Annotated in this window: 13 protein-coding genes; 6 read left to right on the plus strand and 7 right to left on the minus strand. The window is 64.2% G+C overall.

The features are described from left to right. Positions 1 to 21 precede the first annotated feature (21 nt). The 3 genes from sutA to glnK all read right to left on the minus strand — a co-directional run bounded on the left by sutA (position 22) and on the right by glnK (position 2,498). A complete protein-coding gene (sutA, locus tag NY023_RS26600) occupies positions 22 to 351 on the minus strand; it encodes a transcriptional regulator SutA (RefSeq protein WP_013974748.1) in 330 nt (109 codons plus the stop codon). Between the two features lie 430 nt (positions 352 to 781). Beyond that, entirely contained in the window at positions 782 to 2,113 is a 1,332-nt protein-coding gene (locus NY023_RS26605) for an ammonium transporter (protein ID WP_044047175.1), read from the minus strand. A 46-nt stretch (positions 2,114 to 2,159) separates the two neighbouring features. Continuing rightward, positions 2,160 to 2,498 carry a P-II family nitrogen regulator gene (glnK, locus tag NY023_RS26610; RefSeq protein ID WP_002555808.1) on the minus strand — a complete coding sequence of 113 codons (339 nt, stop codon included), beginning with the start codon at positions 2,496 to 2,498 and terminating at the stop codon, positions 2,160 to 2,162. A gap of 402 nt (positions 2,499 to 2,900) precedes the next feature. On the opposite strand from glnK, the gene NY023_RS26615 reads away from it, so the two are divergent. From NY023_RS26615 to NY023_RS26625, 3 genes are all read left to right on the plus strand, one after another. After that, on the plus strand, positions 2,901 to 3,167 hold the full coding sequence (locus tag NY023_RS26615; protein ID WP_015272255.1) for an accessory factor UbiK family protein: 267 nt from the start codon (positions 2,901 to 2,903) through the stop codon (positions 3,165 to 3,167). Beyond that, positions 3,168 to 3,521 carry a gamma-glutamylcyclotransferase family protein gene (locus tag NY023_RS26620; protein ID WP_013974751.1) on the plus strand — a complete coding sequence of 118 codons (354 nt, stop codon included), beginning with the start codon at positions 3,168 to 3,170 and terminating at the stop codon, positions 3,519 to 3,521. 162 nt (positions 3,522 to 3,683) lie between these two features. Beyond that, positions 3,684 to 5,174, plus strand: a complete 1,491-nt coding sequence (locus NY023_RS26625; RefSeq protein WP_024087897.1) for a YifB family Mg chelatase-like AAA ATPase — start codon at positions 3,684 to 3,686, stop codon at positions 5,172 to 5,174. 222 nt (positions 5,175 to 5,396) lie between these two features. Here the strand turns inward: NY023_RS26625 and NY023_RS26630 are convergent, their stop codons facing one another. Both NY023_RS26630 and NY023_RS26635 read right to left on the minus strand, forming a co-directional pair. Beyond that, positions 5,397 to 5,765, minus strand: a complete 369-nt coding sequence (locus NY023_RS26630) for a response regulator transcription factor (RefSeq protein ID WP_013974753.1) — start codon at positions 5,763 to 5,765, stop codon at positions 5,397 to 5,399. Then, positions 5,762 to 6,754 carry a response regulator gene (locus NY023_RS26635; protein ID WP_013974754.1) on the minus strand — a complete coding sequence of 331 codons (993 nt, stop codon included), beginning with the start codon at positions 6,752 to 6,754 and terminating at the stop codon, positions 5,762 to 5,764. Before NY023_RS26635 ends, NY023_RS26630 begins: the two co-directional genes overlap by 4 nt. A gap of 238 nt (positions 6,755 to 6,992) precedes the next feature. On the opposite strand from NY023_RS26635, the gene NY023_RS26640 reads away from it, so the two are divergent. Continuing rightward, positions 6,993 to 12,041: an ATP-binding sensor histidine kinase gene (locus NY023_RS26640; RefSeq protein ID WP_013974755.1), complete on the plus strand. Its 5,049-nt coding sequence runs from the start codon at positions 6,993 to 6,995 to the stop codon at positions 12,039 to 12,041. Positions 12,042 to 12,158: 117 nt separating this feature from the next. Here the strand turns inward: NY023_RS26640 and ycaC are convergent, their stop codons facing one another. Then, a complete protein-coding gene (gene ycaC / locus NY023_RS26645) occupies positions 12,159 to 12,785 on the minus strand; it encodes an isochorismate family cysteine hydrolase YcaC (protein WP_004375560.1) in 627 nt (208 codons plus the stop codon). A 73-nt stretch (positions 12,786 to 12,858) separates the two neighbouring features. Next, a complete protein-coding gene (locus NY023_RS26650; protein WP_013974756.1) occupies positions 12,859 to 13,221 on the minus strand; it encodes a helix-turn-helix domain-containing protein in 363 nt (120 codons plus the stop codon). Between the two features lie 180 nt (positions 13,222 to 13,401). Here NY023_RS26650 and NY023_RS26655 point away from each other — a divergent pair, with 180 nt between their 5' ends. Both NY023_RS26655 and NY023_RS26660 read left to right on the plus strand, forming a co-directional pair. Then, positions 13,402 to 14,376: a GlxA family transcriptional regulator gene (locus NY023_RS26655; RefSeq protein ID WP_031324360.1), complete on the plus strand. Its 975-nt coding sequence runs from the start codon at positions 13,402 to 13,404 to the stop codon at positions 14,374 to 14,376. Between the two features lie 243 nt (positions 14,377 to 14,619). Further along, the gene (locus NY023_RS26660; protein ID WP_024087900.1) at positions 14,620 to 16,407 is read left to right on the plus strand and encodes a monovalent cation:proton antiporter-2 (CPA2) family protein; all 1,788 of its coding nucleotides are present in this window, start codon (positions 14,620 to 14,622) and stop codon (positions 16,405 to 16,407) included. Positions 16,408 to 16,503: the final 96 nt, after the last annotated feature.

Genomic DNA, 16,503 nt, shown 5'->3' on the forward strand with positions numbered 1-16,503 from the left:
GGCTTTTTTTCGATCAGCCACTCAGATAGGGCGGCTGCCGTACTTGTTGTCCGGCTTCTTGGGCGGATCGGCGACCACGTTGGCCTCGACTTCCTGAACCTTTCCGCCGCGGGCGAGGAACTCTTCCATGGCCTTGGCCAGGGCGTCACGCTCCTTCTGCTTGGCTTCCATGCTCGGCATCTCGTCTACCGAGACCGCGGCTTTGGATTTGCCCTTGGCAGCGGGTGCCGGGCTGCTGTCGTCATCGCCAGCGTCTTCGGCACCATCATCAGCTGCCGCTTCGAGGCCTTCATCGCCCTCGTCTTCGTCGCCTACTTCGAGGTCATCATTTTCCAGATCGTCGTCGCTCATGTTCTACCTCATGACTTGCGAAAAGCAGGTTAGTTATAGACCAGTGCAGCCGTAGACCGGCAGCCACCAGTGAAAATTCAACTGGCCGTGGGTTAGGCCACTGCCCTAGGGTCGGCGCTCCTGATGGGAGGCGGCACCCAGCAGACCCTGCTCCTGGCAGGACCTGACAAATCCTTTAGCCCCTGCTGGCCACACGCTATTGGCAAGCCTAGCAAAGGCTGGCGAAGCGTGTGGACTCCTCGTCAAACACCCTTCGGCGCGCATTCTAGCGCGCCAGCAGAAAAAGCAAAGCACCATGAATGCTCTGCGTTTTGTAAGATTTCCGCCTACGTCGCGAACGTGTCGGATAAACCGTTTGCCGTGCGGGAAATGCTAAAAATCTGGCAAAAAAAATGCCCGGCAAGCCGGGCAAGTTTTTACCGCGTCGCGGTTACAGGTTGTAGCCGCGCTCGTTGTGCTGAGCCAGGTCGAGGCCGACAGACTCTTCTTCTTCGCTTGCCCGCAGGCCCATCACCACATCAAGCACCTTGAGAATCACGTAGGTGACGATGGCGGTGTAGACCACGGTGAAGATCACGCCCTTGGCCTGGATCCAGACCTGCATGCCGATGTCGGTGACGGCACCGAAGCCGCCCAGCGCCGGAGCTGCGAACAAACCGGTGAGGATGGCGCCGACGATACCGCCGATGCCGTGCACGCCGAAGGCGTCCAGCGAGTCGTCATAGCCCAGCTTGCGCTTGAGGCTGGTGGCGCAGAAGTAGCAGACCACACCCGAGACCAGGCCGATCACCAGGGCACCCATGGGGCCTACGGTACCGGCAGCCGGGGTGATGGCGACCAGGCCGGCGACCACACCCGAAGCAATGCCCAGGGCGCTCGGTTTACCGTGACCGATCCACTCGGCGAACATCCAGCCCAGGGCTGCGGCGGCGGTGGCGATCTGGGTCACCAGCATGGCCATGCCGGCGGTGCCGTTGGCAGCCGCGGCAGAGCCTGCGTTGAAGCCGAACCAGCCGACCCACAGCATGGCCGCGCCCATCAGGGTATAGCCCAGGTTGTGCGGAGCCATCGGGGTGGTCGGGTAGCCCTTGCGCTTGCCCAGCACCAGGCAGCAGACCAGGCCAGCGATACCGGCGTTGATGTGCACCACGGTGCCGCCGGCGAAGTCCAGCACGCCCCAGTCCCACATCAGTGCGCCGTCACCGCTCCAGACCATGTGCGCGATAGGCGCGTAGACCAGGGTGAACCAGATGCCCATGAACACCAGCATCGCGGAGAACTTCATGCGCTCGGCGAACGCACCAACGATCAGCGCCGGGGTGATGATGGCGAAGGTCATCTGGAAGGTGATGAATACCGCTTCAGGGAACAGCGCGGCAGCCGAGGTCAGGTTCGAGGGCGTGACGCCGCTGAGGAACGCCTTGGAGAAGCCACCGACGAAGGAATTGAAGTTGAGCACGCCCTTTTCCATACCGGTGGTATCGAAGGCCATGCTGTAGCCGTAGACAACCCAGAGAATGCTCATCAGGCCAGTGATTGCAAAGCACTGCATCATCACCGACAGCACGTTCTTGGATCGCACCATGCCGCCATAGAACAGGGCCAGGCCCGGAATGGTCATGAACAGCACCAGCGCCGTTGCGGTGAGCATCCAGGCGGTGTCGCCGGAGTTCAGCGCTGGGGCAGCTTCCTCTGCCAGGGCAAGCCCGGGCATTACGAGGGACAATAGGGCTCCTAGCCCTGCGATCTTACGCAGAGTCATGTTGTTTTCTCCTGGGGCGTTGGGTTTGGTGAGGCTTTGTTGCTGCTTAGATCGCGTCGGTATCGGTTTCGCCGGTACGGATACGGATCGCCTGCTCCAGATTCACCACGAAAATCTTGCCGTCACCGATCTTGCCGGTGTTGGCTGCCTTGGTGATGGCTTCGATTACCCGATCAAGGTCCTTGTCATCGATGGCGACATCGATCTTCACCTTGGGCAGGAAATCGACCACATATTCAGCACCGCGATACAGCTCGGTGTGGCCCTTCTGCCGACCGAAACCTTTGACTTCGGTGACGGTGATGCCCTGCACGCCGATTTCCGACAGCGACTCGCGCACGTCGTCCAGCTTGAACGGCTTGATGATGGCTGTGACTAGCTTCATGAAACTCTCTCCCGATTTGGTGGACTTGCCCCAGGAAAACAAACCCGTCTCAAGTCTAAGCGCAGCGGTTGTCTTTGTAACGCGTCGTCGGCATCCGGCTCCGCGTGCGCACTGCCTGGTCACAAAGAACTGCATCAGTGCATGGCTCGCACTGGTCTTTGCAGAAACCTTGCCAGTTCCGTCAAAGCTCGGGAAAACAGGGAGTTATGTGAATCAGTCGGGATTGGCCAGTCGCCAGCATGGGAAACATGCACAATTTCGGTGCACTTCGACCTGCCGCATCGCTCGAAAAATGTGCAGTTTCAGATGAGCGCTGCTTTCTGTAGGAGCCAGCGACGAGGCCGGATGCTCATGCATGCGTGCTACACTGCCGGCCATTTCCCAGTATCAGTGGACAGCCCCATGCTCGCGCCCAAAGCCCTTCTCGATGCCCTGAGCGACCAGGCATCGCGCCTGTTCAGCAGCGATACCGCCCAGCCCCGCGCCGAACTGGAAAGTCAGTTCAAGGTGCTGATGCAAGGTGCCTTCAGCAAGCTGGACCTGGTCAGCCGCGAAGAATTCGACAGCCAGATGGTCGTACTGGCGCGCACCCGCGCACGCCTGGAGGCTTTGGAAAAACAAGTGGCCGAGCTGGAAGCCCGGCTGAACCCGACCCCACAGGATGAGTGAATGCAACCCTCCAGCGCATACCCGGTACTGTTGTTTTCCTACGGCACCTTGCAGGACAAGGCCGTGCAGCTCGCCAACTTCGGCCGCGAACTGAGCGGCCAAGCCGACCGCATGCTGGGCTACCGCCAGGACTGGGTCGAGATCACCGATCCGGCCGTGCTGGCAGCCAGCGGCAAGTCCCATCACCCTATCGTCGCTCCCAGCAGCCAGGCAGACGACAGCGTGGCCGGCATGGTCTTCCAGATCAGCGAAGAAGAGCTGGCAGCGGCGGATCGCTATGAAGTCGCTGACTACAAGCGCGTGGCCGTAACGCTCGCATCGGGCCTGAACGCCTGGGTTTATGTACGCGCCTGAGCCCTTCCGGCGCACAGCAGGCACGAACCCGACGGGGTGACAATGCAGGGGAAACCCCTGCCTGAAAAACCAGGACGCACACTTCTTTCGCCGGCCCGGGCCGTGCTCGCTATTCTTGCAAAGCCGCAGGAAGCGGCCCTCTTCAGCGACAACGGAGCGTCCATGTCCCTAGCCCTCGTCCACAGCCGCGCCCAGGTGGGCGTGCAGGCACCGGCGGTCAGCGTCGAAACCCACCTGGCCAACGGCTTGCCCCATCTCACGCTGGTCGGTCTGCCGGAAACCACGGTCAAAGAGAGCAAGGACCGGGTACGCAGCGCCATCGTCAACTCCGGTTTGAACTACCCGCAGCGGCGCATCACCCAGAACCTCGCCCCCGCCGACCTGCCCAAGGATGGCGGGCGCTATGACCTGGCAATTGCCCTGGGTATCCTCGCCGCCGATGGCCAGGTACCAACGGCCACCCTTGCCGAGGTCGAATGCCTGGGCGAACTGGCGCTGTCTGGCAAGTTGCGCCCGGTGCAGGGCGTGTTGCCCGCAGCACTGGCGGCACGCGAAGCAGGCCGGGCGCTGGTGGTGCCGCGGGAGAATGCCGAGGAAGCCAGCCTGGCAGGCGGGCTGGTGGTGTATGCGGTGGGGCACCTGCTGGAACTGGTCGCCCACCTGAACGGCCAGGTGCCATTGCCACCGTATGCCGCCAACGGCCTGATCCTGCAGCAACGCCCGTACCCAGACCTGAGCGAAGTGCAGGGCCAACTGGCGGCCAAGCGTGCGCTGCTGCTAGCGGCGGCCGGGGCGCACAACCTTTTGTTCACCGGGCCTCCCGGTACCGGCAAGACCTTGCTTGCCAGCCGCTTGCCGGGGCTGCTGCCACCACTGGACGAGCACGAAGCACTGGAAGTGGCGGCGATACAGTCGGTCAGCGGCCATACGCCACTGAGCAGCTGGCCGCAGCGGCCCTTCCGCCATCCGCATCACTCCGCCTCCGGCCCGGCACTGGTCGGCGGCAGCAGCCGGCCGCAACCGGGCGAAATCACCCTCGCCCACCATGGCGTGCTGTTTCTGGATGAACTACCTGAGTTCGAGCGTCGCGTGCTGGAAGTGTTGCGCGAACCGCTGGAGTCGGGCGAGATCGTGATTGCCCGGGCCCGCGACAAGGTACGCTTCCCGGCCCGTTTCCAGCTGGTGGCGGCAATGAACCCCTGCCCTTGCGGCTACCTGGGCGACCCCACTGGCCGCTGCCGCTGTAGCACCGAGCAGATCGCGCGGTATCGCAACAAGCTGTCAGGGCCATTGCTGGACCGTATCGACCTGCACCTGACCGTGGCCCGGGAGAGCACCACGCTGAACAACCAGCCCTGCGGCGAGACCAGTGCCGATGTGGCGGCCAAGGTAGCCGAGGCACGTGAACTGCAACAGCGGCGGCAAGGGTGTGCGAATGCATTTCTCGACCTTGAGGGGTTGCGCTGCCATTGTGGGTTGGCGGCGGCGGACCAGGCCTGGTTGGAGGGGGCCTGTGAGCGGCTGACCCTGTCGTTACGTGCGGCTCACCGGTTACTGAAGGTGGCGCGGACGCTGGCGGATCTGGAAGGTAACCAGGCAATTGGCCGGGCGCATCTGGCCGAGGCCCTGCAGTACCGGCCGGGGAGCAGTTAGATTGCCGGGGCTGCTTTGCAGCCCATCGCAGGCAAGCCAGCTCCCACCCCGACCGCATCGGCCTCAAACCATGCGCAGTCCCTGTAGGAGCCTGGCTTGCCAGCGATCAGGCCAGTACAGGCAGTGCAAGACAGTTGCTCCCACACCGAATACATCGGCCCAAAGCCTGTGCAGTCCCTGTAGGAGCGGGCAAGCCCGCGAAGGGGCCGGGGCAGGAAGACCTCAGTGGCTGCCCACCAAAGCATCTTCAACGACATTCAGCAGCACCTCTTCAGAGAATGGCTTGCCCAGGCAGACCAGCGCCCCAAGCGCCATCGCCGCCCGCACCGCCCCTTCATCCCAGTGCGCCGACATGCAGATCACCGGCAACCGCCACCCCAGCCTGGCCAGCTCGCGCTGCACCGCCAGCCCGCTCATTCCGGGCATCCTCAGGTCGAGCAGCACACACCCCGCTTGCCGCGCCAGTGCCGAGGCCAGGAACAGGTCCCCGGCAGCAAAAGACAAGGTCTCGAAACCTGCCGAACGCAGCAGGTTGGCCAGGCTTTTGCGCACCGAAGCATCGTCGTCAACGATGCACACCGTGCTGCTCATGCGCCGCCTAGGCCCTCAGGCTGCGCCCCGATAACGTTGTGCATGGCCACCAGTTCAAGCAGCGAGCGGGACTGCATCTTGTTCATGATGTTCTTCTTGTGCACCTTGGTCGTCACCTCGCTGGTGCCGATCTGCCTGGCGATCTGCTTGTGCGACAGGCCGCCGACCACCAGCGAGAACACCTGGCGCTCGCGCTGGGTCAGGCGCTGGTACTTTTCCTGGACCTGCCGCGCATGGTGCCACTTGCGCCCTTCGGCCACGGCACGCGTGCGCACCGCCTGCAGCAGTGTCAGCAGCTGGTCTTCGTCGAACGGTTTGGTCAGGAACTCCACGGCCCCGGCACGCATGGCCTGGACGGTCATCGGGATGGTGCCGAAGCCGGTCATGAACACGATCGGCCAGGGCAGCGCAAGTCGGCGCAGCGCATCTTGGACTTCCAGGCCGCTGGTATCGGGCAGGTGCATGTCCAGCAACAGGCAGGCATAGGGGGTTTCCAGGCGGGCCTCGAACAACGCCTCGGCACTGGCGAACAAATGATGCGGAATGTCCTGCGAGCGCAGCAGGCGGCCCAACGCCGTGCGCACCGACGGGTCGTCATCCACCACCAGCACCGGCACGTTCAAGTGCTCATCGAACAACTCGACAGGTTCGGCCGCGGCGCACAGCGGCGATTTGCCCGCCGCCTTGCCAGGCAACTCGAGGCTGATCTCGGCGGCCAGGCGGTAGCCCCGGCGTGGCACGGTCTGGATCAGGCCCCGGTCGCCAAAGGCCTTGCGCAGCAAGGACACCTGCACCTGCAGGTTGTTGTCCTCGACTACCGTGCCGGCCCACACCTGGCTGAACAGCTCGTCCTTGTCGACCACCCGCCCCTTGGCCTTGATCAGCGTCGCCAGCACTTCGAATGCCCGCCCCCCCAACAGGACAGGCTTACCGTCAACAAAGGCTTCGCGCCGCTCCAGCGACACCTGGGCATTACCTATTCGGATCATGGCTTCCTCGCGCGGGCACGGGCGTTTCCCAGCCCAGGGCAGCCTAGGCCAGGGTACGCCTTCAGACAATTATCCCGAGGGATAGGTTGGCCTGAGGACTATACAAAAGCCCGCCAGCCCCCAGGGGACGATAACGGACAACAGCGTACCCTTTCCTGCCAAGCAGCCTGCAGCCCGCATCCCTGCTGGGTCCGCTGCGTATACTCGTGCGTCAGGATGTCGCTAGCAGGGGTGCCTTATGCTCGATGAACGCCTTGCCCACAGGCCCATCGATTACGACCAGTCCGTCGACGAGGGTTGGCTGAACCGGTGCGACATCAACGCGCTGGGCCAGGAAGGTGAACTCAGTTACTTCCGCCTTCGCGATCCAGCCACCGACCAGGCATGGATCGCCGTGCGCGCCCCGCGCGAGGTCCCCGCCGCCTGCCAGCGCCTGGAACGCGACTACCGCCAGCAACTCGACCCGCAATGGGCGGTGATCCCCTCGGCGTTCGTGCGCTCGGCCGAAGGCCCCCTGCTGGTGTACCCGGCCGGCCGCTCCATCGCCGACCTTATCGCAGAGGGCCCTGCCGCCCTGGCGCCGTTTCTCGAGATTGCGGTGAATGCAGCCACTGCCTTGGCCCAGGCACACGAACGCAATGTGCTGCACGGCGCGCTGCAGCCCGAACATGTGTGCCTGCGCGCGGACCAGCGAGTGCGACTGGGCTGCTTTCGCGCCGACCCGGCGGAACTGATCAGCGAACAAGGCACCCCGCTCGGCAACTGGGCTTACCTGGCGCCTGAACAGGTCTGCCCGCACGGCAGCAGCAGCGACCGACGCACCGACATCTATGCCCTGGGCGCGATCCTTTACCAGCTACTGCTGGGCGAATTGCCTCTGGCCGGGCGCGACACCCAGCACTGGCGCCAGCTGCATGCCGGCGTGCAGCCACGAGCGGCCTGCGAAGTGGACAGCAATGTGCCGCAACCTCTCAGCCGGATCCTGGCCAAGGCCTTGGCCAAAGAGCCGGACGCCCGCTACCAGAGTGCTCGCGCCCTGGCGGTGGACTTGGCCTATTGCCAGCGACAGTGGGCCGCCAGCAAGTCCATGGAGGCCTTCGAACCAGGCTGTGCCGACCCGATGACGCCCGACCGCGCACGCCTGTATGGCCGCAGTGCCGAACAGATGGCCATCGCCCTGCTGCTCAAGGCACAGCGCCGTGACAGCAAGCCACAAGCCCTGTTCATCAACGGGGCTACGGGCATGGGCAAGTCGAGCCTGGTCGAGGCAGCGCTCAGGGCCAACGCCCAGGGTTACTGGGCCATCGGCAAGTGCAACGGCGTTGCACAGGCCTTGCCCTACGCGCCCTGGGTCGAAATTCTCGGCGCGCTGACCACCCAGTTGCTGGCCAAGAACAGCCAGGACCTCGACGCCTTGCGCTGCGAGATTCTGCGCCGTATCAAAGGCCACGGCCGGCTGCTCGGCAAGCTGGCACCAGACCTGCAACTGATCCTCGGCCCCTTGCCCGAGTTGCCGGCCAAGCCCACGCGTCTGGCGCTGCAGAAGGAGTTGCGGGCGATCGTCGAATTCCTGCAGGTATTCAGCCGCCCCGACCAGCCGCTGGTGCTGTTCTTCGATGACATGCATTGGGTCGACGACTCCAGCCAGCAACTGCTGGCGCAACTTCTGGCTCACGCGCCCGGCAACCTGTTGCTGATCTTCGCCCGGCGCAGTGATGCGCCAGCCAGCAGTACACCCCTTGCCCTGCCCGCAGCGGTGCGCAGCACCACGCTGAACCTGCGGCCCCTGGCGGTGAGCGCGGTGACCGAGTTGATCGGCGAGCGCTACCACGTCGGCCCCGAGGACGCATTGCAGGTGGCCGAACTGGTACACGACAAGACTGCGGGCAATCCGTTCTTCATCAATCAGATCCTCCGGGCCATGGTCGAGGACCAGCTGTTCACCTTCGATACCCAGACCATGCGCTGGTCATGGTGCCTGCAGGCCGTGGCCCGCCACCGCTATTCCGACAATGTCGCCGACCTGATGATCCACCGCCTGGTGCGCCTGCCCGAGCCGCAGCGCGACCTGCTGCGGGTGGTCAGTGCGGCTGGCAGCCGCTGTGATGAACGCCTGCTTCACCAGGTACTCTCTCAAGCGCCCGGCGAGCCGTTGAAAGCCTTGATTGGCGCGGGTTTCCTGCAACCGGGCCAGAACGGCCTGGGTTTCGCCCATGAACGGGTGATGGAAGCTGCGTACGCTCTCACGCCAGCGCGCGCACGTGCCCAACTGCATGCACGTATTGCCCAGGCCATGCGCCAGGCCTGGCCGGGGCGCCTGCACGAGGTACTGTTCGAGCTTGCCAACCAGCTGCAACGCGCCAGCCCATGCGGGTTTGCAGCGGATGACTGCGAAGCTTTTCTGCAGCTTTTACGCGAGGCAGCAGCACGCGCACGCGATGGCGGCGCGTTCGAACAATCGGCTGGCTACCTGCACACGGCCGAGCAGTTGCTGCAACGCGGCGCAACGCTGGAAAGCCGCGCCACGCATGGCTTTGCCATCGCCTGCATGGCCACCGAGTGCGACATGCAACTGTCGCGAATGGTCGCGGCCGAGGCCCGCATCACTGAATGCCGCCTGCGCGCGCGCTCGGCGTTGGACCAGGCGCGGGTATGCCGCCTGCAGGCGCTGCTGTACACCTTGCGCGGCGACTATCAGGCGGCCATCGACAGCGCCATTTCCGGCCTGGACTTGCTGGGTATGAGCCCGGTGCGAGGTGTCGACTGGCAACAGGTCGAAGCCAGTCATGCCCATGTACAGACCTTGGTCGAACAGAAAGGCCGACACTGCCTGGAATCGCTGCAGCGCACCGATTCGGAGGAAGTGACAGTTGCCATCAGCCTGCTGGCCACCCTGTCGTCATCGTTTTTCGTAAAGGACGACATCTGCTTCCTGCACCTGGCCAAGCTCATGGAGCTGTCACTGCTGCACGGCGTCGCCCCGGGCAGCACCTACGGCATGGCCTGGTACGGGGTGATGATTGCCGAGCGCTTCGGTGCCTACCATGATGGCCACGCTTGCTGCCTGGCTGCGCTCAAGCTGATAGAGCGGCACGGTTTCGACGCTGACTTGACCAGCGCGCTGCTGGCCCTGGACCAGGTCAGCGCCTGGACCTCGCCCATGGAGTTCGCCCGCCGTACCGCACTGGATGCGGTCGACTCGGGGCGCCTGAGCGGCGACCTGGCGATGAGCTGCTATGCCTGCAACCACCTGGTTTCCGATTCGCTGTTCATGGGCCGCTACCTGCCGGACGTGGTGGAGGAACTGGCGCAAGGCCTGGCCACCGTGCGTCACTACGGTTACCGCGACATCGAGCAGATCCTGCAGGCCCAGCAAGCGTTCGTCGCCAAATTGAGCTGCACGCCCTGCCCGGCCTCGGCCACAGCCTCGAAATCGCCCACCACGCGGTTCTTCCAATACCTCATGGCCGGCATGGGCGACTTCTACCTGGGTAACATCCCGCAGGCCATGCGCAACCTGGCACTGGCCGGGGACAACACCTGGGCGGTACCAGCGCACATCAACCTGGCCGACTATCACCTGTTTCGCGGCCTGGCCCTGGGCAGCCCCGAGGCCATTGGCAGCCTTGCCGACAAGCTGCGCGAACTACACACCCTTCGCGAGCGCTTCGGCCGCTGGGCCGGCTTCAACCCGGCCACCTTCCGCAACAAGCTGTTGCTGATCGAAGGCGTGATCGCCAAGCTCGAAGGCGACGGCCTGGCCGCCATCCGCTGCTTCGACCAGGCACAGATCGCCGCCACCGCAGCCGGCTTCATCCACGAGCAGGCGCTGGCCCACGAGCAGTTGGCCGAAGTATGTATCCCCAGCGGCCTGATCTCTGGTGCCAACCTGCACCTGCGCATCGCCCGCGACTGTTTCCATATCTGGGGCGCGACCGGCAAGGTGCACCAGCTGGAGGCGTTGCACCCGTTCCTGCGCACCCAGCCAATCCAGGAAAGCCAACGCGCAACCCACCAGGCCAAGCTCGACCTGGAAGCCGGCATCGAGGCAGCACGGGCGCTGTCCGAGGAAGTGCTGCTCGAAGGCCTTATCGAAACCCTGATGGGCCACCTGACCCAGCATTCCGGCGCCGACCACGGTGCGCTGCTGATCGTCAGCGGTGCCGAATTCCAGATGGCTGCCCTCGCCTACATCGACGACGCCGGGCTGCACGTGAGCATGGACGACTGCCAGAAGTTCATGACCCAGGCACCGCTGTCGATCATCAACGCCACCATGCGCACCAAGAAGCCCCTGGTGCTCAACGATGCCCAGAGCGACTGCCCCGAGGCCTTCCGCCAGCAGTTGCACGCGCGCAAGGCCCGTTCGGTGCTGTGCCTGCCGCTGGTGATCCAGGGCGTGCTGATCGGCCTGGTGTACCTGGAAAACCGCCTGGTGCCGAACCTGTTCGGCGGCCAGCGCCTGGCCATGCTGGAAATACTCGCCTCACAGGCGGCGGTGTCGCTGCAAACCGCCAAGTTCTACACACGCCTGGCCGAAGACAACCAGACCCGCGCCCAGATGGAGACCGAGTTGCGCCGCTCCCGCGCGGAATTGGCCCGCACGTCGCACTTGCAGGTGATGAACGAGCTGTCCGCGTCCATCGCCCATGAGATCAGCCAGCCGCTGCTGGGCATAGCGTCCAACGCCGCTGCCAGCCTGCGCTGGTTGAAACGCGCCAAGCCCGACCTGGAAGAGGCGATTGCCGGCCTGGAAGACATCCGCAACGACAGCGAACGGGCCGCCAACATCGTGCGTGCGCTACGCTCGCTGGCCAAACAGTCGCCGATGCAACTCAAGGTGGTGAAGCTGGACGAGTTGATCCGCGAAGTGGTGCGCCTTACATCGGCCGATGCCGCCAAGGGCCCGGTGGACGTGCAGATGCGCTTGCAGGCGGGGGTGAGCGTGATGGCCGACCCGGTGCAGTTGCAGCAGTTGGTGTTCAACCTGATTACCAATGGCCTGGAGGCGCTGGCGGGGTATCGCAGCGATGGGGTGCTGCGGATTGCGTCGGCGGTGGTCGGGAATGAGGTGGAAATCTGCGTGGACGACAACGGACCGGGGATTGCAGCGGATGAGCGCGAGCGAGTGTTCGATGCGTTTCATACCACCAAGATCGGCGGCATGGGGATGGGCTTGGCGATCTGCAACTCGGTGGTGCAGGCCCATGGAGGGCAGTTGCAGGCGCAGGTGTCGGAGCTGGGGGGGTGTCGGATTCGCTTTACGCTGCCTATGAATCCCTCTTGAGCCTGTACCGGCCCTTTCGCGGGTAAACCCGCTCCCACAGGGATAGTGCACAGCCTGAGAACTGCACGGTTTCTGTGGGAGCGGGTTCACCCGCGAAAGGGCCGGTACAGGCTTACATCAACGGGCGCTCAGGGCCGCATAGCTGTTCATCAGGTTGCGGTAGTTGGGAATGCGCTGCGACAGCAGGTTACCCAGCCCTTCGATGTCGTTGCGCCAGTCGCGGTGCAGCTCACAGGCCACCGAGAACCAGTTCATCATCTGTGCACCCGCCTGGGTCATGCGCACCCAGGCCGCCTGCTGCACGGTTTCGTTGAAGGTGCCCGAAGCATCGGTCACCACGAACACTTCAAAACCTTCCGCCAGCGCCGACAGGGTCGGGAACGCCACGCACACATCGGTCACCACGCCTGCGATGATCAGCTGCTTGCGACCAGTGGCCTTGATCGCCTTGACGAAGTCTTCGTTGTCCCAGGCGTTGATCTGGCCAGGGCGGGCAATGTACGGCGCATCCGGGAACATCTCTTTCAGCTCGGGCACCAGCGGGCCGTTCGGGCCTTGCTCGAAGCTGGTGGTGAGGATGGTCGGCAGGCCGAAGAACTTGGCCAGGTCGCCCAGGGCCAGCACGTTGTTCTTGAACTCGTTGGGCGAGAAGTCCTGCACCAACGAAATCAGGCCGGTCTGGTGGTCGACCAGCAGCACCACGGCGTCGTCTTTGTTCAGGCGCTTGTAATCGGGTTGGCTCATCGGGGTGACTCCTTGGGTTGGGAAAACGGGCCGGCACTGTCCACAAGGGGCTATACCGGCGGATAGGTTCGGCTTAAGGATGGGCCTGCGCCTGGCGCCAGGCCTTGGGCGGCTGGCCGACCAGGCGGCTGAAGGCGCGGGTGAAATGGGCCTGGTCGCAGAAGCCGCATTCCAGGCTCACGTGGGTGATCGGCGCCTCGGTGGCGAGCAGGCGCTTGGCCTTTTCCATGCGTGCCAGCAGGCGCCACGCCTGGGGCGAGAGGCCGGTGTTGACCTTGAACGCGCGCGAGAAGTGGCTGCGGGTGAGATTGCATAACCCGGCGATTTCGATGATCGACAACGGGCTGTGCAACATCAGTTCCTTGGCCCGGCGCAAGCGCGCCGGCGTCAGTGCGCCGGGGGTTTGCAGCGGCGCTTGGGGCGTCCCGGGGTGCATGGCGGCTCTCCTGTTCAATGCAGAAAGTCTCGCCTCCGGCACATGACAAAGTCCTGAGCCAAACCTGAATTGTTGTTAATTGCGCGCTGCTGGCCCTGACGGTTTTGCCGATACCTTAAGATGCGTTTCGTATTCAGCTTCGGGCCGCTGGTGGCGGCCGGCATTCAAGGCATAAGAGCGATGCAGGAAAAACCCGCCCACCGCACCGTGGCCATGGTGTTGTTCAATGATGTGCTGTTGCTGGACGTGACCGGGCCCATGGACGCGTTTGCCATTGCTAACCGCTTCCTTCCTGCCGAGCGGAAGTACCGGCTGCTGACCCTGGCCGAAGGGCAGGCAGCGGTGCGCGGCTCCTGCGGGTTGAAAGTGGTAGCCGACCTGCGTCTGGAGGATTTGCCGGAATCCGTCGACCTGTTGCTGGTGCCAGGCGGCCCGGGCGCCTATGACATCGCCCTGCCAGGCATCGAGCGCTGGCTGCCCCAGGCCGTGCGCCGGGCCAAACGTTTTGGTGCAATATGCACCGGGGTATTCCTGCTGGGCCGGGCCGGGCTGCTGGACGGCTATCGCTGCACCACCCACTGGAACTACGTGGAGCGCCTGGCACAAGCGTTCCCCGAGGCGAAGGTCGAGACAGAGCAGATCTACGTGATCGACCGTTGCCTGATTACCTCGGGCGGCATCACCGCAGGCATCGACCTGGCACTGGCAGTGGTGGCCGAGGACCACGGCAAGGCGCTGGCCCTGGAAGTGGCCAAGGTGCTGCTGGTCGCCCGCCATCGCCAGGGCGGGCAGACACCCTACGGGCCACTGCTGGCGGCTGTACCGCGGGATGATTCGCCGATTGCACGGGTGCAGGCGTATATCGTCGACCATATCGAGCAAGCCTTCACTGTGCAGAAGATGGCCGACCTGGTAGCCATGAGTGGGCGCAACTTCGCCCGCACCTTTCAACGCGAGGTGGGCATCACGCCGCTGCAATACTTGCAGAACGCACGCATCGACCGCGCGCGCAAGCTGCTGGAAAGCAGCGACCTGCCGTTGAAGGTAGTGGCTGCGCAGTGCGGGTTTGGCAGTGACCGGCATTTGCGCAAGGTTTTCTGCGAGCGGATTGGCATGACGCCGGCGCAGTATCGGGCGCAGTTTGGTGGCAGTTGAGTATGCAGATTTCCTGTGCCGGCCTCTTCGCGGGTGAACCCGCTCCCACAGGTGTTGCGCAGGCTTGAAGACACCGCTGTACCTGTGGGAGCGGGTTCACCCGCGAAGAGGCCGGCACGACTGTCACCTGATTCAGGACAATGTGTCTTCCTCTCAGCAGATTGTCTGGCACTCTCCCATTCCCCCAGAATTGTCCGCCAAACTGATCTAACGCTGCCCCGGCAGCTCATGGAGTACGAGCCAATGCCACACGAAGGCAGCCTTCTGCAAACCGCGGTGATCTTCCTGCTCGCCGCTGTCCTCGCCGTCCCCCTGGCCAAGCGCCTGCACCTGGGGGCCGTGCTCGGTTACCTGCTTGCCGGCGTGATCATCGGCCCGCAGGCGCTGGGCCTGATCCGCGATACCGAAAGCGTGGCGCACATTTCCGAGCTGGGCGTGGTCCTGCTGCTGTTCATCATCGGCCTCGAGCTGTCGCCCAAGCGCCTGTGGCTGATGCGCAAGTCCGTATTCGGCGTCGGCACCGCCCAGGTGCTGCTGACCGGTGCTCTGATCGGCGCCATCGCCCTGTTCGGCTTCAGCCAGACGCTACCGGCGGCCATCGTGCTCGGTCTGGGCCTGGCGCTGTCGTCCACCGCCCTTGGCCTGCAGAGCCTGGCCGAAAGCAAGCAGCTCAACGCCCCGCACGGCCGCCTGGCGTTCGCCATCCTGCTGTTCCAGGACATCGCCGCCATCCCACTGATCGCATTGGTTCCGCTGCTGGCCGCCAGTGGCCCGGACACCAGCCACGGCGACAGCCTGGAGCATGGCCTGAAGGTGTTCGCCAGCATCGCCGTGGTCATCGTCGGTGGCCGCTACCTGCTGCGCCCGGTATTCCGCACCGTGGCCCGCACCGGCCTGCCGGAAGTGTCCACCGCCACCGCGCTGCTGGTTGTGATCGGCACTGCCTGGCTGATGGAAGAAGCCGGCATTTCCATGGCCCTGGGTGCCTTCCTCGCCGGCCTGCTGCTGGCCGACTCGGAATACCGCCACGAACTGGAATCGCAGATCGAACCGTTCAAGGGCCTGCTGCTGGGGCTGTTCTTCATCAGCGTCGGCATGGGCGCCAACCTGCGCCTGCTGCTGGAAATGCCTTTGGTGGTGCTGGGCCTGACCCTGCTGCTGGTGGCCGTTAAGCTGGTACTGCTGATCGGCGTCGGGCGCCTGGCCGGTGGTCTGAACAGCGCCAGCGCCCTGCGCCTGGGCATGGTGCTGGCTGCCGGTGGCGAATTTGCCTTCGTGGTGTTCAAGCTGGGCAAGGACCAAGGCTTGTTCGACACCCAGACCTACGACCTGCTGCTGATGACCATCACCCTGTCGATGGCCATTACCCCGCTGCTGATGATTGGCTGCGCCCACGCCCTCAAGCGCCCGCAACCGGCGCGTGAGGTGCCGGAGCATTACAAGCAGATCCAGGCTGACACGCCACGGGTGGTGATCGTCGGCATGGGCCGCATGGGCCAGATCGTCGCGCGCATCCTGCGGGCACAGAAAGTTCCGTTCATTGCCCTGGAAACCTCGGTGGACACCATCGAGATGACCCGTATGTTCGAACAGGTACCCGTGTTCTACGGCGACCCGCTGCGCCCCGAGGTGCTGCATGCCGCCAAGGTGGGCGAGGCGGAATACTTCATCATCACCATCGATGACCCGGAAGCTGCCATTCACACGGCGGAACGGGTGAAACGCCTGTACCCGCACCTGAAAGTGCTGGCCCGCGCGCGTAACCGCCAGCATGTGCACAAGTTGGCGGATGTCGGCGCCGAGCCGATTCGCGAGACGTTCTACTCCAGCCTGGAGATGACCCGCCGGGCATTGGTGGGGTTGGGGTTGAGCGAGGCGCAGGCGGCGGACCGGATTGCGCGGTTTACCCAGCATGATGAAGAGGTGCTGGTGGCCCAGGGGCAGGTGCGTGATGACCGGGCCAAGGTGATGCAGACGGCCAAGGAGGCCCGGGCGGAGTTGGAGCGGTTGTTTGATTCGGATGCGGATTGAGGGTTGGCGCATCGATTCAGGAAGAGGGCTCAGGCCCTCTTTTGTATTTTTGGCTTGAGATTGTCTGGGTCCGCTGCGCGGCCCCAGTGCACAAAA

Source organism: Pseudomonas sp. NBB (assembly GCF_032701105.1).
In the GTDB taxonomy this organism is placed as follows: domain Bacteria; phylum Pseudomonadota; class Gammaproteobacteria; order Pseudomonadales; family Pseudomonadaceae; genus Aquipseudomonas; species Aquipseudomonas asiatica.

Excerpts from the sequence above, each read along its gene's own strand:
- NY023_RS26615 (WP_015272255.1), top strand. The coding sequence starts at position 2,901 with ATGCTCGCGCCCAAAGCCCTTCTCGATGCCCTGAGCGACCAGGCATCG.
- NY023_RS26655 (WP_031324360.1), top strand. The coding sequence starts at position 13,402 with ATGCAGGAAAAACCCGCCCACCGCACCGTGGCCATGGTGTTGTTCAAT.
- NY023_RS26650 (WP_013974756.1), bottom strand. The coding sequence starts at position 13,221 with ATGCACCCCGGGACGCCCCAAGCGCCGCTGCAAACCCCCGGCGCACTG.
- NY023_RS26635 (WP_013974754.1), bottom strand. The coding sequence starts at position 6,754 with ATGATCCGAATAGGTAATGCCCAGGTGTCGCTGGAGCGGCGCGAAGCC.
- glnK (WP_002555808.1), bottom strand. The coding sequence starts at position 2,498 with ATGAAGCTAGTCACAGCCATCATCAAGCCGTTCAAGCTGGACGACGTG.
- NY023_RS26660 (WP_024087900.1), top strand. The coding sequence starts at position 14,620 with ATGCCACACGAAGGCAGCCTTCTGCAAACCGCGGTGATCTTCCTGCTC.
- ycaC (WP_004375560.1), bottom strand. The coding sequence starts at position 12,785 with ATGAGCCAACCCGATTACAAGCGCCTGAACAAAGACGACGCCGTGGTG.
- NY023_RS26620 (WP_013974751.1), top strand. The coding sequence starts at position 3,168 with ATGCAACCCTCCAGCGCATACCCGGTACTGTTGTTTTCCTACGGCACC.
- sutA (WP_013974748.1), bottom strand. The coding sequence starts at position 351 with ATGAGCGACGACGATCTGGAAAATGATGACCTCGAAGTAGGCGACGAA.
- NY023_RS26605 (WP_044047175.1), bottom strand. The coding sequence starts at position 2,113 with ATGACTCTGCGTAAGATCGCAGGGCTAGGAGCCCTATTGTCCCTCGTA.
- NY023_RS26640 (WP_013974755.1), top strand. The coding sequence starts at position 6,993 with ATGCTCGATGAACGCCTTGCCCACAGGCCCATCGATTACGACCAGTCC.
- NY023_RS26625 (WP_024087897.1), top strand. The coding sequence starts at position 3,684 with ATGTCCCTAGCCCTCGTCCACAGCCGCGCCCAGGTGGGCGTGCAGGCA.
- NY023_RS26630 (WP_013974753.1), bottom strand. The coding sequence starts at position 5,765 with ATGAGCAGCACGGTGTGCATCGTTGACGACGATGCTTCGGTGCGCAAA.